We start from the raw sequence: 19,183 nt of genomic DNA, 5'->3' as shown, positions 1-19,183 counted from the left end.
GCGGACAGGGTATGGTTAATGGGGAGGGGCGGCAACCTATGGCGTGTGCGGCGGCTATTTCTTCGCCTGGCCTGGTCGATTATGTCGCAGCACCCAGCCCGCCAGTTCATCCAGTGGGGCGGGGTGTCCGTCGCCGTCGCGGAAGCGCACGCTGGTGCTGTGGCCGGGCCAGGTCACGGTCAAGTGGGTTTCCAGGGCGTCGGGATAGCCGGGGCCGGGGTAATCCGCCGGCTGCCCGGCCAGGTCGGCGGCCTGCACCAGGCGTTGCAGGGCTTGGCGCTCCGCCTCGTCCAGGCCCGCCACCTCGACGCTGATCGCGGGCCGGCGCAGGGGGAAGGCCAGGCCGCCCTGGCGCTGGCATTCGACCACGACAGGAAGGACGGGGGCAGGCGAGGATGGGTCGGCGGTCATGGCGGCAGCATGGGTCAAAGGCCCACGGCCGTCCAGGCGTCGTCCACCGCTTTGGCGGCGGCGGGTCCATGCTTTTGCGCCACCTCGCGCGTGGCGGCGGCCGCGTCCTTGAACTCCGACCACAGCTGCAGGCGGGTGGTCAGCGTCTCGTACCAGATCAGGCCCGCCACCTCCCACGCCTTGCCGCCAATGGCGGTGGCCGCCAGGTAGAAGGCGTGGTTGGGGATGCCGGAATTGATATGGACGCCGTAATTGTCGTCGGACCCGCTGTAATAGTCCTTCATGGTGGCGGGCTGCGGGTCCTTGCCCAGGGTGGGGTCGTCATAGGCGGTGCCCGGCGCCTTCATGGACCGCAGCGCCGTGCGGTTGGTGCCGGCCTTGGGGATCAGCAGCCCCTCGCCGATCAGCCAGTCGGCCTTGTCCGCCGTGTCGCCGGCCGCATACTGCTTGATCAGCGACCCGAACACGTCGGAGAAGGATTCGTTCAGCGCGCCCGACTGGCTGGAATAGGTCAGGCCGGCGGTGAACTGGGTGACGCCGTGGGTCAGCTCGTGCCCAATGACGTCCAGACACTTGGTGAAGCGGTCGAAGATCTCACCATCCCCGTCGCCGTACACCATCTGCTGGCCATTCCAGAAGGCGTTGTCGTAGTCGGTGCTGTAATGCACCGTGGAATCCAGGCGCATGCCCTTGTCGTCCACGGAGTTGCGCTTCATCACGTCGAAATAGAAATCATAGGTCGTGCCGGCGTAGTCATAGGCCTCGTTCACGGCCACGTCCTGGCCCGCCGCCTGGCCCTCCGACCGGACCAAGGTGCCGGGCAGGTCGCCGCCATGCTGGGCGTCATAGACGGTGCGCCGCTTGGTGCCGGTGCCCAGGCCCGCGAAGGCAAACTGGTTCATGGCGGTACGCATGCCGCGCAACTGGCCCTGGTGATACAGGTTGCGCAGGGCCCGCCGACGCATCGCCGGGTCGGGGGCGTTGGTCGCCACATGCTCCGTCATGTAGGGTGGGATGATGTAACAGATATGCGGGGGGCAGCCGGCGTGCTGGCACATGGGGCGGGCCTTTTAGCGCTGGTGGGGTGGCCAGCGTGGCACCGCGATGGGGTCGCCGGAATAGTCGCCTAGGGCATACCCCGGCCGGGGGCGCCCGGCGCCACGCCGCTTAACCCCTTCGACAGCGCCTCGGCGGTGATCAGGTCGTCTGGCGTGTTGACATTGAAAAAGGGATCGACCGGCAGGGCCGGGAAATCCACCTCGGCCAGCGGCTGGCGTGCCAGGAAGGCGCCGACCTTGCGCAAGCCCTCCTCCACCAGCGCCCGACGCAGGGGGGCGGCCAGCGCCACGGGCCACAGCGCCACCACCGGATGCCGCTGCCCGGCCGACGTGGCTGTGACAACACCGCCCGGCGCTGCCGCGGCCACCAGCCGCGCCGCCAAATCCCGGGGCAGGAAGGGGCAGTCGGCCGGCACGCTCAGCACATGGGTGTAGCCGCCCTGGGCACTGGCGTAGTCCAGGCCCGCCAGGGCCCCGGCCAGGGGCCCGGGATGCCCCGGTACGTCGTCCGCCAGGATGGGCAGGCCCTGGTCACGATAGCGGGCGGGGTCGCCGTTGGCGTTCAGGGCCAGAGCCGCGACCTGCGGCGTCAGGCGGTCGCGCACGTGGGCCAGCAGGGGGCGCCCGGCGAGGGTCAGCCGCGCCTTGTCCACGGCTTGCCCCTCGCCGCCGCCGAAGCGACGGGCCAGACCGCCAGCCAGGATCAGGCCCAGGATGTGGATCGTTTCGCTCACGGAATGTAAAGCGCGCGGAAGTCGTTGACGTTGGTGCGGGTGGGGCCCGTCACCACCAGGTCGCCCAGGGCCTGGAAAAAGCCGTAGCCGTCGTTATTAGCCAGGTGGGCCGCCGCATCGATCCCCAGCGCCTGCGCCCGCGCCAGGGTGTCCGGCGTCAGCAGGGCGCCGGCGTTGTCCTCCGTGCCGTCGATGCCGTCGGTGTCGCAAGCCAGGGCCCAGACGGGGTCGCCCTTCAGCGCCACGGCCAGGGCCAGCAGGAACTCGGCATTGCGGCCGCCGCGCCCCTGGCCGCGCACGGTCACGCTGGTCTCCCCGCCTGACAGCAGGACGCAGGGGCGGGGCAGGGGCTGGCCGTGGCGCAGACAGCCGCGGGCGATGCCGGCATGGACCTTGGCCACCTCCGCCGCCTCGCCCTCCAGGTCGTCGCCCAGCACCAGGGGCGTCACGCCGGCGGCGCGGGCCACCTGGGCGGCGGCCTCCAGCGCCTGGATGGGCGTGGCCGCCAGGGTGTAGCGCGCATGCGGCAGGCTGCCGGGCTTAGGCGTCTCATTGGCCGGGTCGTCCAGCGCCGCCCGGATGCTGGGCCCGGGCTCGATGCCATGGCGCGCCAGCACGGCGCGGGCGTCGGCCAGGGTGGTGGCGTCGGGTACGGTGGGGCCCGAGGCGATGGTGCCGGGATCATCACCCGGCACGTCAGACACGGCCAGGGTCACCACCGGGGCCCGGCTCACCGCCGCCAGGCGCCCGCCCTTGAAGCGCGACAGGTGCTTGCGCACCGTGTTGATCTCACCGATGGCGGCCCCGCTGCGCAGCAGGGCCTTGGTCAGGGCCTGCTTGTCCGCCAGCGTCACGCCGGGGGCTGGCGCCACCATCAGGGCGGACCCGCCGCCCGACAGCAGGCACAGCAGCAGGTCGTCCGGGGTCAGCGCCGCCGCGAGGTCCAACGCCTGGGCGGCGGCCTTCATGCCTGCCGCGTCGGGCGTGGGGTGTGCCGCCTCCACCAGGGTGATGCGGCGGAGTTCCTGGCCGTGGTGGTACCGGGTGACGGCCAGGCCGGATAGGGGGCCGTCGGATTGGGGGGCCTCGCCCCAGGCCCGCTCCGCCACCGCGGCCATGGCGGCGGCCCCCTTGCCGGCGGCGATGACCAGGGTGCGGCCCTTGGGCCGGGGCAGGGCCTCCGGCGTCAGCAGCCGGGGCAGGATGGTGTCGGCCGACACGGCGTCCAGCCCCGCCTGGAACAGTTGGCGCAGGAAGGCGGCCGGGTCGGACGGGGCTGAGGTCATTGGGGAGGCTCCTTGACCGCTTTCACTGTGGGGACCGCTTCCACTTTGGGGACCGGTTCCGCCTTGGGTGTCGGCGCTGCCTTGGGCTCGGGCTTGGCGGCGTCGGGTTTGGCGGACGGTTTCTCTTCCGGCGGTTTGGCCTTGTCCGGCGGGGTGTCGAAGCGGGGGGACTTGGCGATGAAGCGGCCCTTGTCCAGCGCGTGCGACAGCACCAGCGATTCCAGGGCGCCGGCCGGCTGGTCCGGGCTCAGGTCCAGCGTGTCCTTGTTCAGGGCGTAGATGGTGAAGACGTAGCGGTGGGTCTGTCCCGCCGGCGGGCAGGGGCCGCCATAACCCTTGGGACCGAAATCGTTCAACGCCTGTACGGCCCCCTGGGGCAGGCCCTTGCCGTCGGCCGCCCCGGCGCCGGCTGGCAGGCTGTGCACGCCCACCGGGATGTTGAACACCATCCAGTGGCGGAAGCCCTTCTTCACGTCGGCGTCCATGACGATCAGGGCGAAGCTCTTGGCCGTCGGTGCCTCTCCCCCCCAGCGCAGGGCCGGGGACAGGTTCTTGCCGCCGCAGCCGTCACGGTCCCAGGCCTGCGGTGCCGCCAGGGTGCCGTCCGCCGCCAGGTCCGGGCTGCTCAGCCACATCCCGGCCTGCGCCTCACCCGCCGCCAGGCCGGCGGCCAGGGTCAGGGCTATCGCCAGCCGGCGCGGCATGCTCACACCCGTTCCGACAAGCGCCGCTCCCGCAAGGGGCGCTTCACCCGGGCCAGGTTCTCGCCCATGGCCGTCCCCTGGCGCAGGGCGACGGCCACCTGCAGCACGTCGATGACGGCCAGATGCGACAGGCGCGAGGTGCGCGGGGTGTAGATGCTGGTGTCCTCATCCACATCCACCAGCAGGGGCACGGTCGCCCGTTCCGCCAGCGGCGACCCGCCGGAGGTGATGGCCACCACTGGCGCGCCGCCGTCCAGCGCCAGATCGACGGAGCGCAGCAGCTCCCGCGTGCGGCCGGTGTGGGAAATGGCGATGACGGCGCCGTCGGGGCCCAGGATGCTGGCGGCCATGGCCTGCACATGCACGTCGGTATGGGCGATGACGGGCACGCCCAGGCGGAAGAACTTGTTCTGCGCGTCCTGCGCCACGACGCCGGAGGCGCCGAACCCGTAAATCTCGATGCGGCGGGCGGCGGCCAGGATGTCCACCGCGCGGCTCAGGTTTTCGGTGTTCAGCTGGTTGCGCATGCGGGAAAAGGCGCTGATGGCCCGGCCGATGACCTTGGCCGCCACCTCCGCCACCGGGTCGTCGGGCATGAGGTCGGCATCGACGAAGGGCGTGCCCGTGGCCAAGTCCTGCGCCAGGCGCAGCTTGAAGTCCTGATAGCCGCTGCACCCGATGGACCGACAGAAGCGCACCACGGTGGGCTGGCTGACATCAGCCTCGCGCGCCACCTCCGCCACCGAGGCGGTGACGACGGCGTGCGGCCGCTTCAGGACGATTTCCGCGATCTTGCGCTCCGAAGGACGCAAGCCGTCCATCATCCCGCGTATGCGACCCAGCATGAAGCTAACCCCCGACCCTGCCGATGACGTGGCGAAGGAACCAGGCACGCTGCCGCGGCGGCGTTCCTTCCCGTTTGTAGTGAAATTACCGGAAATTGTGCGGCCGTGTCACGCGCGCCGTGGCACTGGTTCCATAAGGGCTAAAAACCGGCCACCCGCTGTACCGTCCAGAACAGCCCGGTGGCGGCGATGACGGAGGAGGCGGGGATGACCACGCGGCGGCGATACCAGGGCTTGTCCTTGTGATCCCCGGAAGCGCAAACGAAGGCCACGGTGCCATAGGCGGCGGCGATGATGGACAGTTGCGCCAGCTCGATGCCGGCGTTGAAGCTGACCAGGGCGGGGATGATGTCGCGTCGGGCCAGGCGCAGGTCGGCCAGCGCGCCGGCGAACCCCATGCCGTGCAGCAGGCCGAAGCCGAAGACCACCAGGGGCCGCCACGGCGTCAGCCGCGCGGTCAGCAAATTCTCCACCGCGACGTAGGCGACCGACAGGGCGATCAGCGGCTCCACCACCCGGGACGGCAGGCTGATGACCCCGTACAAGGTCAGGCCCAGGGTGACGGAGTGGGCCAGGGTGAAGGCCGTGACCTGCACCAGGATGGAGCGCAGGCGCGTGGTCAGCAGGAAGATGCCCAGCACGAACAGGATGTGATCCAATCCCTCCGGCAGGATGTGCAGGAAGCCCAGCCCCAGATACTGGGCCGCCAGTTGGGGCAGGGATGCGGGTGCCGTATCGGCGGCTGTGGCGAAAGGGGCGCTGGTGGCGTCGCCCTCCAGCCATTGGGTCCGCGCCGCGCCGCCGGCGGCATCGGTGAAGACGACGCCGTAGGTGCTGTGCACCAGGCCGTAGCGCCAGGTGATGGCGCGGGTGCCCGGCGGCAGGGTGCCGCTGGCCCGCAGGACCACGAAGGCCGGCAGGGTGATGTCGCTGGGCATCTCCACCCGCTCCACCATCACAGTGGTGGGCCGGGGGGTGCCATCGGCACGCACCTCCACCTGGGCGGCGATGGCGGCGCTGTGGCCGGGCAGGATGGCGGCCGCCCGCTCCGCCGTCAGATCGTGGCTCAGCGGCTGGCCGGCCGCCGCCTCCAGCCGGTTCACCAGCGCGGTGGGGGCCGTTGTGATGACGGCGGACCAAGTGTCCCCGGGGCCCATCGACAGCTGTACCTGCGTGGTGCCGATCTCATGGGCCTGGGCGGCGCCCCCAAGCCATGCCAGCACCAGCAGCGCGGCGCGCAGCCGGCGGATCATGACGCCCTCCCGGGCGCGGGCTGGGCTGGGCCGGGCCAGTCGAAGGTCAGTGAGGCCCAATGGCTTTCCCAGTCCCGCGCGTGCAGCCAGCGGGCCAGCATGCCCGCCCGCACCATGTGCACCGACCGCACCAGCCAGACGCCGCCGCGCCGCAAGGGAAAGGTGAACGCGCCCCGCGCGTCGCTGCGGGTGGCCAGGCGCGCCGTCGGTTCGCCCTGCAAATGGGCGGTGACGACCGCGCCCGCCACCGGGTGGCCCTGGAACAGCACATGGCCGCGCAGGGGCGCGCCGCCGGGCATGGTGGGGTCGGTGTCGGGCACGATCTCATAGGTGAAGCCCAGGGGGCGGGTGACGGCGGGATCGGGACCGGCGCCGGTCAGCAGCGACTTGGCATAGCGGTAAAAACATTCGCGGCCGGCCAAACCGCTTTCGCCCCGCCGTTCCCGATCCGCCACGATGGGGTCCAGCCCGTATTGCCGCAGATAGGCGGTGAAGCGGTCGGCCGGCAAGGTAAGGTCGCTGCCGGTGCTGGTGTAGGCGATCAGCGCCGTGGCCCGGCCATCAGCCCGCACGAAGCCCGCCGGATCGATGTTGTCGGCACCGCTGATCGCCTGTTCCTCTCCCGCCTGGCGGATGAAGAAGCGATCGATCAGGCTGGCGGTGCGGGGCACCGGGTCGCCGATGAAGTCCTCCCCCACGCGCAGGCCCACAGCCACGGCGGTGCCGGGACCGGGCCGGAAGGACGACGGCTCGATCCAGAAGTCGTGCGCCAGGGCGCCAGCCCCCCAGGCGAGCGCCCACAATGCCAGCAGCCCGGCCAACCCTCTCCGCGGCCCACGCCGGGACATCGTCATCAGGCGTCGACCCGGCGCCACCACCACCGGACCAAATGCCGGATCAGGTGCCGGATGATCTCCACCACCGCCCACGCCACCAGGAACAGCACGACCAGGCCCAGGATGACCCAGGGCAGCACGCTGTGGGCGTTGGAGGGCGCCGGCTTCTGGTCCGGCCACTGCTGGGCCAGGTAGGGCCACTCGGCGGTGAAGGGCTTGTCGTTCACGGTGGCGCGGGGCCAGCCGCCCTCGATGAAGGAAATCTCCTGCAGCAGGCAGTCGCCAAAGGCGCAGGTCTGCGCCACCACGTCATCGGTCAGCAGGCGGCCGTTGGGATACCCCACCGGGAAACGGTCGGTGTAGACCATGACGTCGGGCTGCAGATCGTAGGGTCGCAGCTGCAGGGTGAACTGCAGGAAGTCGGCCGCCGCCACCGCCCACCATTCCTTGGCGCTGTGCAGGTAGTTGTAGATGGTGTCCAGCTTGGCCTTGCGCGCCATCAGCGCCTTCAACTGGTCCTTGGGGGCCATGGTGTTGATGAAGCCGAAGCGCGGCAGCTGGGTGCGGATGGACCGGCCGACGTGATCGATCTCCGTCCCGTCCTTCGCCGTGGTGCCCCACAGGATGAAGTCGTGCTGGTCCGCCGGGAACGCGCTCTTGGGGATGCGCATGACCATGGCGATGACGTTCTTCTTGAAGAAGCGCGGGAAGACGAAGGGATCGTCGCGCACGCCGAAGTAGGTCTTGATCTTGTCGGTGTCCTTCAGCCCCGTGTAGGTGACGCTTTTCAGCGTCACGTCATCCTGCAGTTTCACCTTGATGGTGACGTCGGGATGGATCTGGTCGGGCACCAGCACGGTGCCGCCATAGCGGGCACGGATGGCCGCATCCTGGAAGGACAGCGGCGTGGTGAGATCCATATGGATCTCATAGTCGTACGGCGCCAGGTCATAGGGCTTGGGGGCCAACAGGGCGCGGTTGACGTCGAAGATCAGGATCATGTCGTCCCCGTCCGGGTAGAAGAACAGATCCGTGATGTTGGCGGTCGGGTCCGTCAGGTTCGTGGGGTCGGCATGGTCCGATGCGCGTGCCGGTTGTGGTGTGCCGAGGCCCAGCAGCACCAGAACGGCCGCCCCCATGATTCCCGCCCGTGGCAGCGCCTTCTTTAACGTATTCAAGCCCATGGCCTGTAGGAACCGATGGCCCATCCTCATCCTCCGTCAATCCCGCCGCTGGCGGCTATTGGGTATCAACCATCTGATTATGAAGGAAAATGCTCGATATCCCGGCTTCCCTGCCTTCCAGAGCGCCTACCTCTTTCTAGGCATGACCACTGCACTTTAGGGATGGGATCGCCTTATGCATTTCGAGATAAACGGTATAATAACCTGATCAACATTTCCTGTAAGTTGTAGGTTTGGCTTGAGCCTAGTTCGCCCGGCGTATAATGTCCAGACCAACGAACAACCTTTCGGGGTGCGAGGTGGGGCATGAAGCGGATTGGTTTGGGGGCCCTGGCGGCCTTGCTGGCGGCGGGAATGCTGCTGTCGGGATGCGGTGACAAGCAGGTGGTGGACGAGGCCCGGCAGGCCGGGCGCGCGGCCGACACCTTCCCCGCTGCGGACGAGGACTATTTCAAGGACATGGATGGCGGCTACAAGCTGACCCAGACCGAAGTCATCGGCCGCAACAACTGGATCGTGTGGACGGCCGGCAACGACCGCTTCTGGGATGTCATCACCGACACCGCCTTCGGCAACTTCGACCTGCTGAAGACCATTTCCAGCCATCCCTCCATGGCCTTCGGCCGCCACAACCGCTTCAACCAGCTGGGCCTGATGAACGAGCCCTGCTTCGTGGAACCGACGGGCCCGTCCGAAGATCAGTTCGGCCTGTGGCTGGACCAGCGGGTGAAGGACGGTCCCAATTGCCCGGCCGATCCCTTCGCCAATGAGAAGAAATATCCCGGCGTGAAGATCGGCGCCCGGGGCACCACGGTCCCCGTGGGCTCCTTCTACGGCTATCCCACCGGCATCATGGGGCTGCGCCTGTTCCCCAACCCCGCCTTCGATGAGAAGGCGAAGAAGCGCTGGGATCCGGTGCGCTACTACACCGACCCCAGCTACTACAACGACAAGACGCTGGTGCGGCCCTACCGCGTCGGCATGGCCTGCGGCTTCTGCCATATCGGGCCCAGCCCGACCAATCCGCCGGCCGACCCGGAAAACCCGAAGTTCGAGAACATGAGCGCGGTGGTCGGCGCCCAGTATTTCTGGATCGACCGCATCTTCGGCTGGAACTACGGCAAGCCCGGCTCGCCGGAGCGCGAGAAGAACGAGCGCAACTACCTGATCCAGCTGGTGCACACCTCCCGTCCGGGGGCGCTGGACACCTCGCTGGTCTCCACCGACTACATCAACAACCCGCGCACCATGAATGCCGTCTATGGCCTTGGCGCCCGCATGAAGCTGGCCATGGAGCGGGGGCAGGAAACCCTGGGCGGCGGGGAGCTGAACAACAAGTTCCTGCCCGGTGACTTCAACGACGCCACCCGCCAGGTGCAGACGCCCCACGTGCTGAAGGACGGGTCGGACAGCGTCGGTGTCCTGGGCGCGCTGAACCGCGTCTACATCAACATCGGCCTGTTCAGCGAGGAATGGCTGCGCCATTTCAACGCCCTGTTCGGCGGCGTGCCCAACACCGCCATCCAGATTTCCGTGGGCCGCGCCAATTCCAGCTATTGGCAGGCGACGGAGGCGCAGACGCCGGCCTTGGCCGCCTACTTCCTGAACAAGGACATCCAGAAGGGCCACAAGCTGGCCGACGCGCCGGGCGGTGCCTCGCTGATCGCCCTCGACTCCGCCGTCCTCGACCGGGGCAAGGAGGTGTTCGCCGAGACCTGCGCCGGCTGCCACTCCAGCAAGCAGCCGCCGGTGCCGAAGGATATCGACTTCGCCACCTGCAACGGCCCCAACTACCTGGCCTGCTGGGACAAGTACTGGTCCTGGGTGAAGTCGCCCGAGTTCAAGGAGAAGATGAAGCAGATCGTGAAGTCGCCCGATTTCCTGGACGGGAACTACCTGTCCACGGACATGCGGGTGCCGGTGACCCTGTTGCAGACCAACGCCTGCAGCCCGCTGGCCACCAACGCCATCGCCGGCAACATCTGGGACAACTTCTCCTCCGACTCCTACAAGCAGCTGCCGTCGGTCGGGACCATCAAGATCCACGATCCCTTCACGGGTGAGGAAAAGGACTACGTCATGCCGGCCGGCGGCCGCGGCTACACCCGCGTGCCCTCGCTGGTGTCCCTGTGGTCGACGGCGCCCTATCTGGTGAACAACTCGGTGGGTGAGTTCGTGAACGACCCCTCCGTCGCCGGGCGCTTGCAGTCGTTCAACAGCTCCATCCGGCAGATGCTGTGGCCGGAGCGGCGGGCCCACGACAAGTTCCTGGGCGACAAGGGCGTGTTCCTGATCGACCGCACCTCGGTCAACAGCTACCTGGTCGTTCCCGGCGGTTTCCTGCCCGACTTCCTCAAGCCGCTGCTCAGCCCGCTGCACCGCTGGCTGCCCAGCATCTTCGGCGATGGCGACCTGATGGTGGGCCCCATCCCGAAGGACACGCCGGTCAACCTGCTGTCCAACACGGAACTGTACAAGGACGACGCCACCCTGGCGCAGAACCTGCCCCGCTATGTCGAGCTGTTCCAGCTGCTGAAGAAGGCGACCCACGACCTGAAGCAGCTGCCCCCCAACGCGACGGACGAGGAGGCGCGCAAGGTGTTCGCCAACCTGCGGGCTCCGCTGCTGAGCTTCAGCAAGTGCCCGGATTTCGAGGTCAACCGCGGCCACTACTTCGGCACCAGCTTCACGACCGAAACCACGGCGCTCAGCGATGCCGACAAGGAAGCGCTGATCCAGTTCCTGACGACCTTCTGATCATCCTCCGTCCACCGCCGGCCTCCAGCGCAAGGGGGCCGGCGGCAGGGGCGGCAAATCCACGGCCAGGCACGGGGGATAGGCTATGGCAAACGTGAGCGATACGTCCGCTGAGTATGATTTCATTGTCGTCGGCTCGGGCGCCGGCGGCGGCACGGTGGCGGCCCGCCTGGCGGAGGCGGGGTATTCCGTGCTGGTGCTGGAGGCAGGGGGCGACCCGCGCAAGAGCCAGGGCGGCGATCCCGCCTATCCCGACGACAACCGTTTGCCGGATGATTACGACGTGCCGGTGTTCCACCCCTTCGCGTCCGAGAACACCGGCATGCGCTGGGATTTCTTCGTGCGCCACTACACCTCCCAGGCGGCACAGACGGCGGACCCGAAATACGTCCAGGATTTCGAGGGCAAGCCCGTCAACGGCATCCTCTATCCCCGTTCCGGCACCCTGGGCGGCTGCACCGCCCACAACGCCCAGATCATCGTCTATCCCAACAATGAGGATTGGCAGTTCATCGCCGACCTCACCGGTGACGCCAGCTGGCAGCCCAAGGCCATGCGCCGCCTGTTCAACAAGCTGGAGAACTGCCATTACCGCTGGCCCTATCGCCTGCTGTATTGGCTGAGCTTCGGGCTCATCAATCCCACGGGCCACGGCTTCCGCGGCTGGCTGCACACCCAGAAGGCCATCCCCTTGCAGGCGTTGGGGGACAAGCCCCTGATCCAGGGGCTGCTGGACTGCGCCAAGGCGGTGCTGCGGCGCGAGCCCAACCCCGACCAGGGCTTCGAATGGCTGCTGGAGGGGCAGGGCGACCCCAACGACGTGCGCCTGGTGAATGCCGACGCCTTCGGCCTGCGCTACGTGCCCCTGTCCAACCACAACCACGCCCGCACCGGCACGCGCGAACGCCTGCTGGACGTGGCGGCCCGCCATCCCGACCGGCTGCACATCGAGCTGGACGCCCTGGCCACGCGGGTGCTGTTCGATGACGACAAGCGCGCCATCGGGGTGGAATACCTCAAGGGCGAACGGCTGTACGCCGCCTCCTACGAGCAGGCGCCCGGGGGGGAACGCCGCGCCGTTTACGCCAAGCGCGAGGTCATCCTGTCGGGTGGCGCCTTCAACACCCCGCAGTTGCTGATGCTGTCCGGCATCGGGCCCAAGGAGACGCTGGCCAAGTTCGACATCCCCATCCTGGTCGACCTGCCGGGCGTGGGCCGCAACATGCAGGACCGGTACGAGGTGGGCGTCGTCAATGAGATGACCGAGGATTGGGAGGTGCTGAAGGGCGCCAAGTTCGCCCCCGGCGATCCCCAGTACAAGCAGTGGAAGGACAGCCGCGAGGGTGTCTACACCACCAACGGGGCCGTGCTGGCGGTGACCAAGCGCTCCTTCCCCGAACGGCCCATGCCGGACCTGTTCTGCTTCGGCCTGCTGGGCCTTTTCCGGGGCTATTTCCCGGGATACTCGGCCCTGTTCCCGGCGCACCTCAACATGCTGACCTGGGCCATCCTGAAGGCCCACACCCTGAACCGCGGCGGCGAGGTCACCCTGCGCTCCGCCGACCCGCGCGACACCCCCTACATCAACTTCCATTACTTCGAGGAAGGCACGGACAAGGAGGGGCAGGACCTGGACAGCGTGGTGGAGGGCATCCGCTTCGTGCGCGCGGTGACGCGCAAGCTGTACGACCAGGGCATCGCCAAGCGGGAACTGCTGCCCGGACCCGAGATCCAGACGGATGAACAGCTGAAGACCTTCGTGCGCGACCAGGCCTGGGGGCACCACGCCTCCTGCACCTGCGCCATCGGCAGCGCCACGGGGGGTGGCGTGCTGTCCAGCGACTTCCGCGTCCATGGCGTGCGGGGGCTGCGGGTGGTTGACGCCTCCGTTTTCCCGCGCATCCCCGGCTACTTCATCGTCAGCGCCGTCTACATGATCGGCGAAAAGGCGGCCGAGGTGATCATCCAGCAAACCCGCCGCACGCAGACCCGCAGCCGCTCGGCGCGGGCGTGAGAGACCAGGGGGCAAACCAATGACCAATCCGCTCAGCACCATCGAGGTCTTGCGCGCCGAGGCCAAGGAAATCCATGGCGACCACGCGCTCGACGGGGTGCAGGACGACCAGCTCAACCTGGGGCTCAACGCCCTGGAATCCACCGCCCTCTGCCTGTCGGGCGGCGGCATCCGCAGTGCCACCTTCGCCCTGGGCATCATCCAGGCGCTGGCGGCGCGGCCCCGGCCCTGCAAGGACTTCCGCCTGCCGTCGCCGGACAAGGCGCTGCTGGGGCAGTTCAACTATCTGTCCACCGTGTCGGGCGGCGGCTACATCGGCAGCTGGCTGTCGGCCTGGCTTTCCCGCCAGCCCTATGCCGATGTGCTGCCGCAGCTGAACACGCGCGGTCATGAGGTCAGCGCGGTGGAGCCGACGGCCATCGGCGACCTGCGCCGCGACAGCAACTATCTGACGCCCAAGGTGGGCCTGGTTTCCGCCGACACCTGGGCGGCGGCGGCCATGATCCTGCGCAACCTGGTGCTGAACTGGGTGCTGCTGATCCCCCTGTTCCTTCTGAGCCTGGTGGTGGTGAAGCTGGCGGCGGTGGGTGTGGCCTGGCTGCCCCATCCCTTCGGCGACCAGAAATACGGGGTGGCGCTGGCCATCCTCGCGGCCATTTCCCTGGTCCTGGTCCTCACGGGGCTGCGCTTCACCTTGCGCAGCATGCGGCTCAGCGGCACAGCCAGCGCCACGCAGGAACAGTTCCTCTGGGGCAACCTCCTGCCCATGTTCTTGGGCGGGGTCGCCTGGACCGGGGCGCTGGACACCACCATCGGCTATCAACTGCTGATCGTGACGCCGCTGGCCGACCTGCTGGTCTTCGGCGGGCTGTTCGGGGTGGTGGTCTATGGCGCCGCCCAGGTCGTCACCCTGGTGACAACGGGTGAGTTCTTCAGCGCCCTGCTGGACCTCGGCCGCTGGGCGCGGCTGAAGCATCGCACCACCTGGGGCTGGCTGGTGGCTGGCTTCGCCTATGGCGCCTTCCTGGGCTTTGGCGCCCACCTGCTGGGCTCCGGCGGCGATGCGCCCTTGCGCCTGTTGCTGCTGCTGATGTTCGCCACCCCCTGGCTGCTGCTGTCGCAGCTGGTGGCGGAAACCTGCTACGTGGCCCTGACCAGCAACACGCCCCGCTCGGACGAGCAACGGGAGTGGTTCGCCCGCTCGGCCGGCTGGTACCTGGCGGTCTGCCTCGCCTGGATCGCCGGCGTGGCGCTGGCCCTGCTGGGGTCGTGGACGGCGGGGCAGGTGGAACGGGGCGCCGACGCCCTGTTCGATTGGCTGGTGGCCGGTGGCGGCGCCACGGCGGTGATCGGCTGGCTGACGGGCGCCAGCGGCCGCAGCTCGGCCCAGCCCGCCACCCAGGCGCCCAACCGCAGCCCGGTGGCCTTGCTCTACAGCGTGGTGGCCAGCCTGGCGGCGCCCTTGTTCTTCGCCCTGCTGCTGGTGGTCGGCTCCGCCGTCATCGACCTGGTGGTGTTGCGCGACTCCCTGTTCACCTACCTCATCTCCTACGGCAACTACGTGCCGCTGCCGGACAGCACCGGGTCGGTGCTGTTCCAGGGCATGGCGGAGCCGCAGGACCGCAGCATGGTGGTGCCGCTGCTGCTCATCGCCGCCGCCATCCTGGGCGCCATCGCCTGGTTCGCGTCGAAATACATCAACATCAACCGCTTTTCCCTGCACGGCCTGTACCGCAACCGGCTGGTCCGGGCTTTCCTCGGCGCCTCGCACATCGGGCGCAAGCCCGACCGCTTCACCGGCTTCGACATGGACGACAACCCGCCCATGGCGGCGCTGTGGCCCGAGGACCGGGCCCGGCGCACGGGTGACCTGTGGCGGCCCTTCCACGTGCTGACCACCACGCTGAACATCGTGTCCACCCGCAATCTGGCGTGGCAGCAGCGCAAGGCCATGCCCTTCACCATCAGTCCCCTGCACAGCGGGGCGGCGTCGCTGTGCCCCTTGTTGGACCAGCCGGGCGGCACGCTGGCGACCTACCGCGGCGCCTATCGCCCGTCCGCCAAGTACGGCGGCGCCTCGCACAGCGGACGCCAGTGGATCCTGTGGCCCTTCCTGTGGCGCAAGGCGCGCCGCCCGGTGGAAGAGGATGAGCAGAACACCGGCATCACCCTGGGCACGGCCATGGCCATTTCCGGTGCCGCCGTGAATCCCAACATGGGCTATCACTCCTCCCCCACCGTGTCCCTGCTGCTGACCCTGCTGAACGTGCGGCTGGGTTGGTGGCTGGGCAACCCGTCGCCGGTCGGCGACAAGTCCTGGTACCGCAACGGGCCGCCCACGGCCGCCCTGCCGCTGGTCAAGGACGCGTTCGGCCTGACCACCGACACGCAGCCTTATGTCAACCTATCGGACGGAGGCCATTTCGAGAACCTGGGGCTGTATGAGATGGTGCGGCGCCGCTGCCGCTACATCGTGGTCAGCGACGCCGGCTGCGACCCGACCTTCACCTACAGCGATCTGGGCGACACGGTGCGCAAGATCGGCATCGACTTCGGCATTCCCGTCCGCTTCCATGACTTGCAGGCCATGAAGCCGCGCCCAGCCAACCCGGCGGAGGTGCTGGCCAACGTGCCCTATCACGCCATGGGCATCATCGACTACGCGGCCGCCGACGGCCCGACCGCCAAGCCGGGCATCCTGCTGTACGTCAAGGCCAGCTTCCACAACTGCGAGGAAAGCGCCGGGGTCAAGGCCTATGCCAACAGCCACCCTACCTTCCCGCACGAGTCCACCACCGACCAGTGGTTCTCCGAAAGCCAGTTTGAAAGCTATCGGTCGCTGGGCTTCGAGATCATGGACAGCATCCTTGCCGAGGCCCAGGGCTGCGCCACCGATCTGGCCACCCTGAAGCAGATCCTGGATCGCCTGGCCGAGCCCGCGCTGAAAGAGGCGTGTGACGAGTGTGATCCGCCGGTCATCGCTGGCGCGTGAGGACACGGAGCTTGGCCATGGCCCGGGTCAGCGCACCTTGGTCTGAACGGAACAAGGTATCGCCCTTGCATCTTTAGGGGCGGGGATGGGCCGCACGGTAGGCGGGTGGCCCATCCCGGCTTCGACACTGAGCGGGGAGGCACACCTTGGACACGCTGGAGCCGGATTCGGCGCCATCCGCAACCGCGACCGGCCCGCGCAAGCCCCGTACCATTTGGCAGTGCCTGGGCCCCGGACTGGTCACCGGCGCCTCCGACGACGACCCCAGCGGCATCGCGACATATTCCCAGGCGGGCGCCCAGTTCGGCTATGGCTTGGCCTGGACGCTGGTGCTGACCTATCCGCTGATGGCGGCCATCCAGGAGATCAGCGCCCGCATCGGCCGGGTGACGGGCCACGGCATCGCCGGCAACCTGCGCCGGCATTACCCACCGCTGACCATCAACGCCATCGTCTTCCTGCTGGTGGCGGCCAACGTGGTCAACATCGGCGCCGACCTGGGCGCCATGGCGGCCGCGTTGGGCCTGCTGATTGGCGGGCCGCAGTGGTTGTACGTCATCGCCTTCGGCGGGGCGTCGGCGGCCCTGCAGATCCTGGTGCCCTATTGCCGCTACGTCTCCATCCTCAAATGGCTGACCCTGTCCCTGTTCGCCTATGTCGCCACCGTGCTGGTGGTGCCCATCCCGTGGGGCGAGCTGGGGCGAGCCATCGTGCGGCCGCACGTCGCCTGGGCCTCCCCCGACTATCTCGTGGCGGTGGTGGCCGTCTTCGGCACCACCATCAGCCCCTACCTGTTCTTCTGGCAGGCAGATCAGGAGGTGGAGGAGGAAAAGGACGACCCCGCCGCCCAGCCCCTGAAAAAGGCGCCGGAGCAGGGGCCGGAAGAACTGCGGCGCATCCGCCTCGACACCTATATCGGCATGCTGCTGTCCAACGGTGTGGCCCTGTTCATCATCATCACCACGGCCGCCACCCTGCACACCCACGGCGTCACCGACATCCAGACATCGTCGCAGGCGGCGGAGGCGTTGCGGCCCATCGCCGGCACTTTCGCCTTCGCCATCTTCGCCCTGGGCATCATCGGCACCGGCCTGCTGGCCCTGCCGGTGCTGGCGGGTTCGGCGGCCTATGCGCTGGGGGAGGCGCGGCGCTGGCCGGTGGGCCTGGCGCGGCCCTGGAACAAGGCCAAGGCCTTCTACGGCGCCATCCTGGCCGCCATGGCCGTGGGTTCGGTCATGAACGTCATCGACATGGACCCGGTGAAGGCCCTGTTCTGGAGCGCCGTGGTCAACGGCCTGGTCGCGGTGCCGGTCATCGTCATGATGATGCGTATGGCGACCAAGCGCGAGATCATGGGCGACTTCGTCCTGCCGCCGGGCTTGCGCGCCCTGGGCTGGGCCTGCATGGCCGCGATGGCGGTGGTCGACACCGCCATGGTGGTCACCTGGTTCGTTTAGCCGTGCGCCAGCTTCAGACCGGCGATGCCGGCCACGATCAGGCCGATGCAGGCCAGGCGCAGGGCCGTCGCCGGCTCGTTGAACAGGACGATGCCGGCGATGACCGTGCCCAGGGTGCCGATTCCCGTCCACACCGCGTAGGCCGTGCCCAGTGGCAGGGTGCGCAGGGCCAGGCCCAGCATGCCGAGGCTGACGCCCATGGCGGCGAGGGTGAGGACGGACGGGATGAGGCGGGTGAAACCCTCAGTGTATTTCAGGCCCACGGCCCAGCCCACTTCGGACAGGCCGGCCAGCAGCAACCATAGCCAAGCCACGGCGGTTCTCCGGTGTGTTTGGGAAGGGGCGGGGGCGTTCCCGGTCGGGAAAGCATGGCGGCCCGGAACCGGAATGCCAAGATTATAAAAAAGAGAAAGACTTTAGTGACGCATGTCTCTTTAATTGAGTTCTTGGGATGGGGAGGGACGGCCATGACCGATGGGACGAACGCGGAGGGGACCGGTGCGGCGCCGGCCGCGATGGATGCGCGCGACCACCAGCGGTGGGATGAATGGCAGGAAGATCTGCGCATCATGCTGAGCTATGCCGCCGGCCGGGGCCTGGCGCTGGAGCGGGCGGTGATCGACACGGCGGTGCGCGTCACCGCCATCCCGCCGGAGCGGTTGAGCCTGGAGGATAAGCAGGAGCTTTGGGTGGCCTACCAGGCACTGTCGGTGGTGATCGCCCCGGCCACCAGCGCCAGCCTGCGTCATCTGCGGGAGTTTCGGCGCGACATGGGCCTGGCCGGCTGGTGGCACTCGCTGACGCGGGCGGGGCTGGTGCAACGGACCATCCGCAGCGGCGTCGCCTGGCTGGTGGGCGTGGCGCTGGTGACGGCCATCGTGCAGATACACGCCGTCAATGGCACCAACCTCCTGACCCAGACCGGCGTGCGCAAGCTGCTGTTCATCGAGGGCGCGGTGGCGCAGCGGCCCATGGACGATACGGCCGCCGGCGGCGGCGGTCCCACCCAGGCGGCGGCCGAGGAGCCCCTGGTGCAGTTGCGGCGGCATGCTGCGGCGCAACTGCTGGCGCCGTGGATCTGTCATCCGCTGTCCCGCGTCGTCACGCTCAGCTTCGATGCCCACGGCTATTGCCAGCGGCGGGAGACGGTCTCGACGGTTTCCCCGGCGGCGCCCGTAGGCGCCTCCTCGGAGGATCCCGACACCATCCTGCTGCACACGGTAGAATTGGCCTGGAGCGCCGGCACGGCACTGACCCTCTACGTCCTGCCCGCCCTGTTCGGCCTGCTGGGCGCCTGCGCCTATATCGCGCGGGTGCTGACGGACGCGGTGGTCAACGCCTCCCTCCTGCCGCAGTTGGGCTTTCGCATGGTGCTGCGCCGGGCGCTGGGCCTGACCCTGGGGCTGTCCACCGGGCTTTTCTACAAGAGCGTGGTTGCCACCATCGAGCCCACGGCCTCGGCCCAAATCTCGCTGCTGGGCGCCGCCTTCCTCGCGGGCTACAGCGTGGAGGCGGTGTTCACCATGTTCGATTCCGCCGTCGACAAGTTGCGCGACGTGTTCAAGGCGCGCGACACCGCCCCGCGCCCTGCCGCCCTTGGGGCCGCCGCCCATCGGCAGGCGGCCCCCAAGGTGGCGGAGGGTTGAGCCGGA

Annotated in this window: 15 protein-coding genes; 5 read left to right on the top strand and 10 right to left on the bottom strand. The window is 68.5% G+C overall.

Annotation, left to right across the window (positions count from 1 at the left end; translation table 11 throughout):
• Nucleotides 1–54 precede the first annotated feature (54 nt).
• The 9 genes from FBZ90_RS11295 to FBZ90_RS11255 all read right to left on the bottom strand — a co-directional run bounded on the left by FBZ90_RS11295 (nucleotide 55) and on the right by FBZ90_RS11255 (nucleotide 8,266).
• Complete coding sequence (locus tag FBZ90_RS11295) at nucleotides 55–411, bottom strand: protealysin inhibitor emfourin (protein ID WP_145732142.1); 357 nt, start codon at nucleotides 409–411, stop codon at nucleotides 55–57.
• Nucleotides 412–425: 14 nt separating this feature from the next.
• Nucleotides 426–1,469: a M4 family metallopeptidase gene (locus tag FBZ90_RS11290; protein WP_211101999.1), complete on the bottom strand. Its 1,044-nt coding sequence runs from the start codon at nucleotides 1,467–1,469 to the stop codon at nucleotides 426–428.
• 68 nt (nucleotides 1,470–1,537) lie between these two features.
• Entirely contained in the window at nucleotides 1,538–2,203 is a 666-nt protein-coding gene (gene mobA / locus FBZ90_RS11285; protein WP_145732140.1) for a molybdenum cofactor guanylyltransferase MobA, read from the bottom strand.
• Nucleotides 2,200–3,489 (bottom strand): glycerate kinase type-2 family protein, encoded by a 1,290-nt coding sequence (locus tag FBZ90_RS11280; protein ID WP_145732138.1) that lies wholly within the window; start codon nucleotides 3,487–3,489, stop codon nucleotides 2,200–2,202. Before FBZ90_RS11280 ends, mobA begins: the two co-directional genes overlap by 4 nt.
• A complete protein-coding gene (locus tag FBZ90_RS11275) occupies nucleotides 3,486–4,193 on the bottom strand; it encodes a YbhB/YbcL family Raf kinase inhibitor-like protein (protein WP_246130384.1) in 708 nt (235 codons plus the stop codon). Before FBZ90_RS11275 ends, FBZ90_RS11280 begins: the two co-directional genes overlap by 4 nt.
• Nucleotides 4,194–4,195: 2 nt before the next feature.
• Nucleotides 4,196–5,038: a transcriptional regulator HexR gene (gene hexR, locus FBZ90_RS11270; protein WP_145732134.1), complete on the bottom strand. Its 843-nt coding sequence runs from the start codon at nucleotides 5,036–5,038 to the stop codon at nucleotides 4,196–4,198.
• Between the two features lie 140 nt (nucleotides 5,039–5,178).
• Nucleotides 5,179–6,291, bottom strand: a complete 1,113-nt coding sequence (locus FBZ90_RS28380; RefSeq protein WP_246130329.1) for a HupE/UreJ family protein — start codon at nucleotides 6,289–6,291, stop codon at nucleotides 5,179–5,181.
• A complete protein-coding gene (locus FBZ90_RS11260; RefSeq protein ID WP_186455745.1) occupies nucleotides 6,288–7,112 on the bottom strand; it encodes a DUF4198 domain-containing protein in 825 nt (274 codons plus the stop codon). Before FBZ90_RS11260 ends, FBZ90_RS28380 begins: the two co-directional genes overlap by 4 nt.
• A 32-nt stretch (nucleotides 7,113–7,144) precedes the next feature.
• Nucleotides 7,145–8,266 carry a hypothetical protein gene (locus FBZ90_RS11255; protein ID WP_186455744.1) on the bottom strand — a complete coding sequence of 374 codons (1,122 nt, stop codon included), beginning with the start codon at nucleotides 8,264–8,266 and terminating at the stop codon, nucleotides 7,145–7,147.
• A gap of 351 nt (nucleotides 8,267–8,617) precedes the next feature.
• Here FBZ90_RS11255 and FBZ90_RS11250 point away from each other — a divergent pair, with 351 nt between their 5' ends.
• From FBZ90_RS11250 to FBZ90_RS11235, 4 genes are all read left to right on the top strand, one after another.
• Nucleotides 8,618–11,068: a hypothetical protein gene (locus FBZ90_RS11250; protein ID WP_145732130.1), complete on the top strand. Its 2,451-nt coding sequence runs from the start codon at nucleotides 8,618–8,620 to the stop codon at nucleotides 11,066–11,068.
• 94 nt (nucleotides 11,069–11,162) lie between these two features.
• Nucleotides 11,163–13,082: a GMC family oxidoreductase gene (locus FBZ90_RS11245; RefSeq protein ID WP_211101998.1), complete on the top strand. Its 1,920-nt coding sequence runs from the start codon at nucleotides 11,163–11,165 to the stop codon at nucleotides 13,080–13,082.
• A 19-nt stretch (nucleotides 13,083–13,101) separates the two neighbouring features.
• On the top strand, nucleotides 13,102–16,074 hold the full coding sequence (locus FBZ90_RS28105) for a patatin-like phospholipase family protein (RefSeq protein ID WP_211101997.1): 2,973 nt from the start codon (nucleotides 13,102–13,104) through the stop codon (nucleotides 16,072–16,074).
• A gap of 146 nt (nucleotides 16,075–16,220) precedes the next feature.
• Nucleotides 16,221–17,531, top strand: a complete 1,311-nt coding sequence (locus FBZ90_RS11235) for an NRAMP family divalent metal transporter (RefSeq protein ID WP_145732127.1) — start codon at nucleotides 16,221–16,223, stop codon at nucleotides 17,529–17,531.
• Here the strand turns inward: FBZ90_RS11235 and sugE are convergent.
• Nucleotides 17,528–17,845: a quaternary ammonium compound efflux SMR transporter SugE gene (gene sugE / locus FBZ90_RS11230; protein ID WP_145732125.1), complete on the bottom strand. Its 318-nt coding sequence runs from the start codon at nucleotides 17,843–17,845 to the stop codon at nucleotides 17,528–17,530. The two genes, FBZ90_RS11235 and sugE, sit on opposite strands and share 4 nt — an antisense overlap.
• Before the next feature lie 153 nt (nucleotides 17,846–17,998).
• Here sugE and FBZ90_RS11225 point away from each other — a divergent pair, with 153 nt between their 5' ends.
• Nucleotides 17,999–19,177 (top strand): hypothetical protein, encoded by a 1,179-nt coding sequence (locus FBZ90_RS11225; RefSeq protein ID WP_145732123.1) that lies wholly within the window; start codon nucleotides 17,999–18,001, stop codon nucleotides 19,175–19,177.
• The last annotated feature ends 6 nt before the right edge of the window (nucleotides 19,178–19,183 follow it).

Origin of the sequence: Nitrospirillum pindoramense (assembly GCF_007827955.1) — a bacterium.
Taxonomy (GTDB): domain Bacteria; phylum Pseudomonadota; class Alphaproteobacteria; order Azospirillales; family Azospirillaceae; genus Nitrospirillum; species Nitrospirillum amazonense_B.
The sequence above is the reverse complement of the archived record's forward strand: the minus strand, read 5'-3'. Positions and strand labels throughout refer to the sequence as shown.

Excerpts from the sequence above, each read along its gene's own strand:
- hexR (WP_145732134.1), bottom strand. The coding sequence starts at position 5,038 with ATGCTGGGTCGCATACGCGGGATGATGGACGGCTTGCGTCCTTCGGAG.
- FBZ90_RS28105 (WP_211101997.1), top strand. The coding sequence starts at position 13,102 with ATGACCAATCCGCTCAGCACCATCGAGGTCTTGCGCGCCGAGGCCAAG.
- FBZ90_RS11255 (WP_186455744.1), bottom strand. The coding sequence starts at position 8,266 with ATGGGGGCGGCCGTTCTGGTGCTGCTGGGCCTCGGCACACCACAACCG.
- FBZ90_RS11290 (WP_211101999.1), bottom strand. The coding sequence starts at position 1,469 with ATGTGCCAGCACGCCGGCTGCCCCCCGCATATCTGTTACATCATCCCA.
- FBZ90_RS28380 (WP_246130329.1), bottom strand. The coding sequence starts at position 6,291 with ATGATCCGCCGGCTGCGCGCCGCGCTGCTGGTGCTGGCATGGCTTGGG.
- FBZ90_RS11275 (WP_246130384.1), bottom strand. The coding sequence starts at position 4,193 with ATGCCGCGCCGGCTGGCGATAGCCCTGACCCTGGCCGCCGGCCTGGCG.
- FBZ90_RS11295 (WP_145732142.1), bottom strand. The coding sequence starts at position 411 with ATGACCGCCGACCCATCCTCGCCTGCCCCCGTCCTTCCTGTCGTGGTC.
- FBZ90_RS11280 (WP_145732138.1), bottom strand. The coding sequence starts at position 3,489 with ATGACCTCAGCCCCGTCCGACCCGGCCGCCTTCCTGCGCCAACTGTTC.
- FBZ90_RS11250 (WP_145732130.1), top strand. The coding sequence starts at position 8,618 with ATGAAGCGGATTGGTTTGGGGGCCCTGGCGGCCTTGCTGGCGGCGGGA.
- FBZ90_RS11225 (WP_145732123.1), top strand. The coding sequence starts at position 17,999 with ATGACCGATGGGACGAACGCGGAGGGGACCGGTGCGGCGCCGGCCGCG.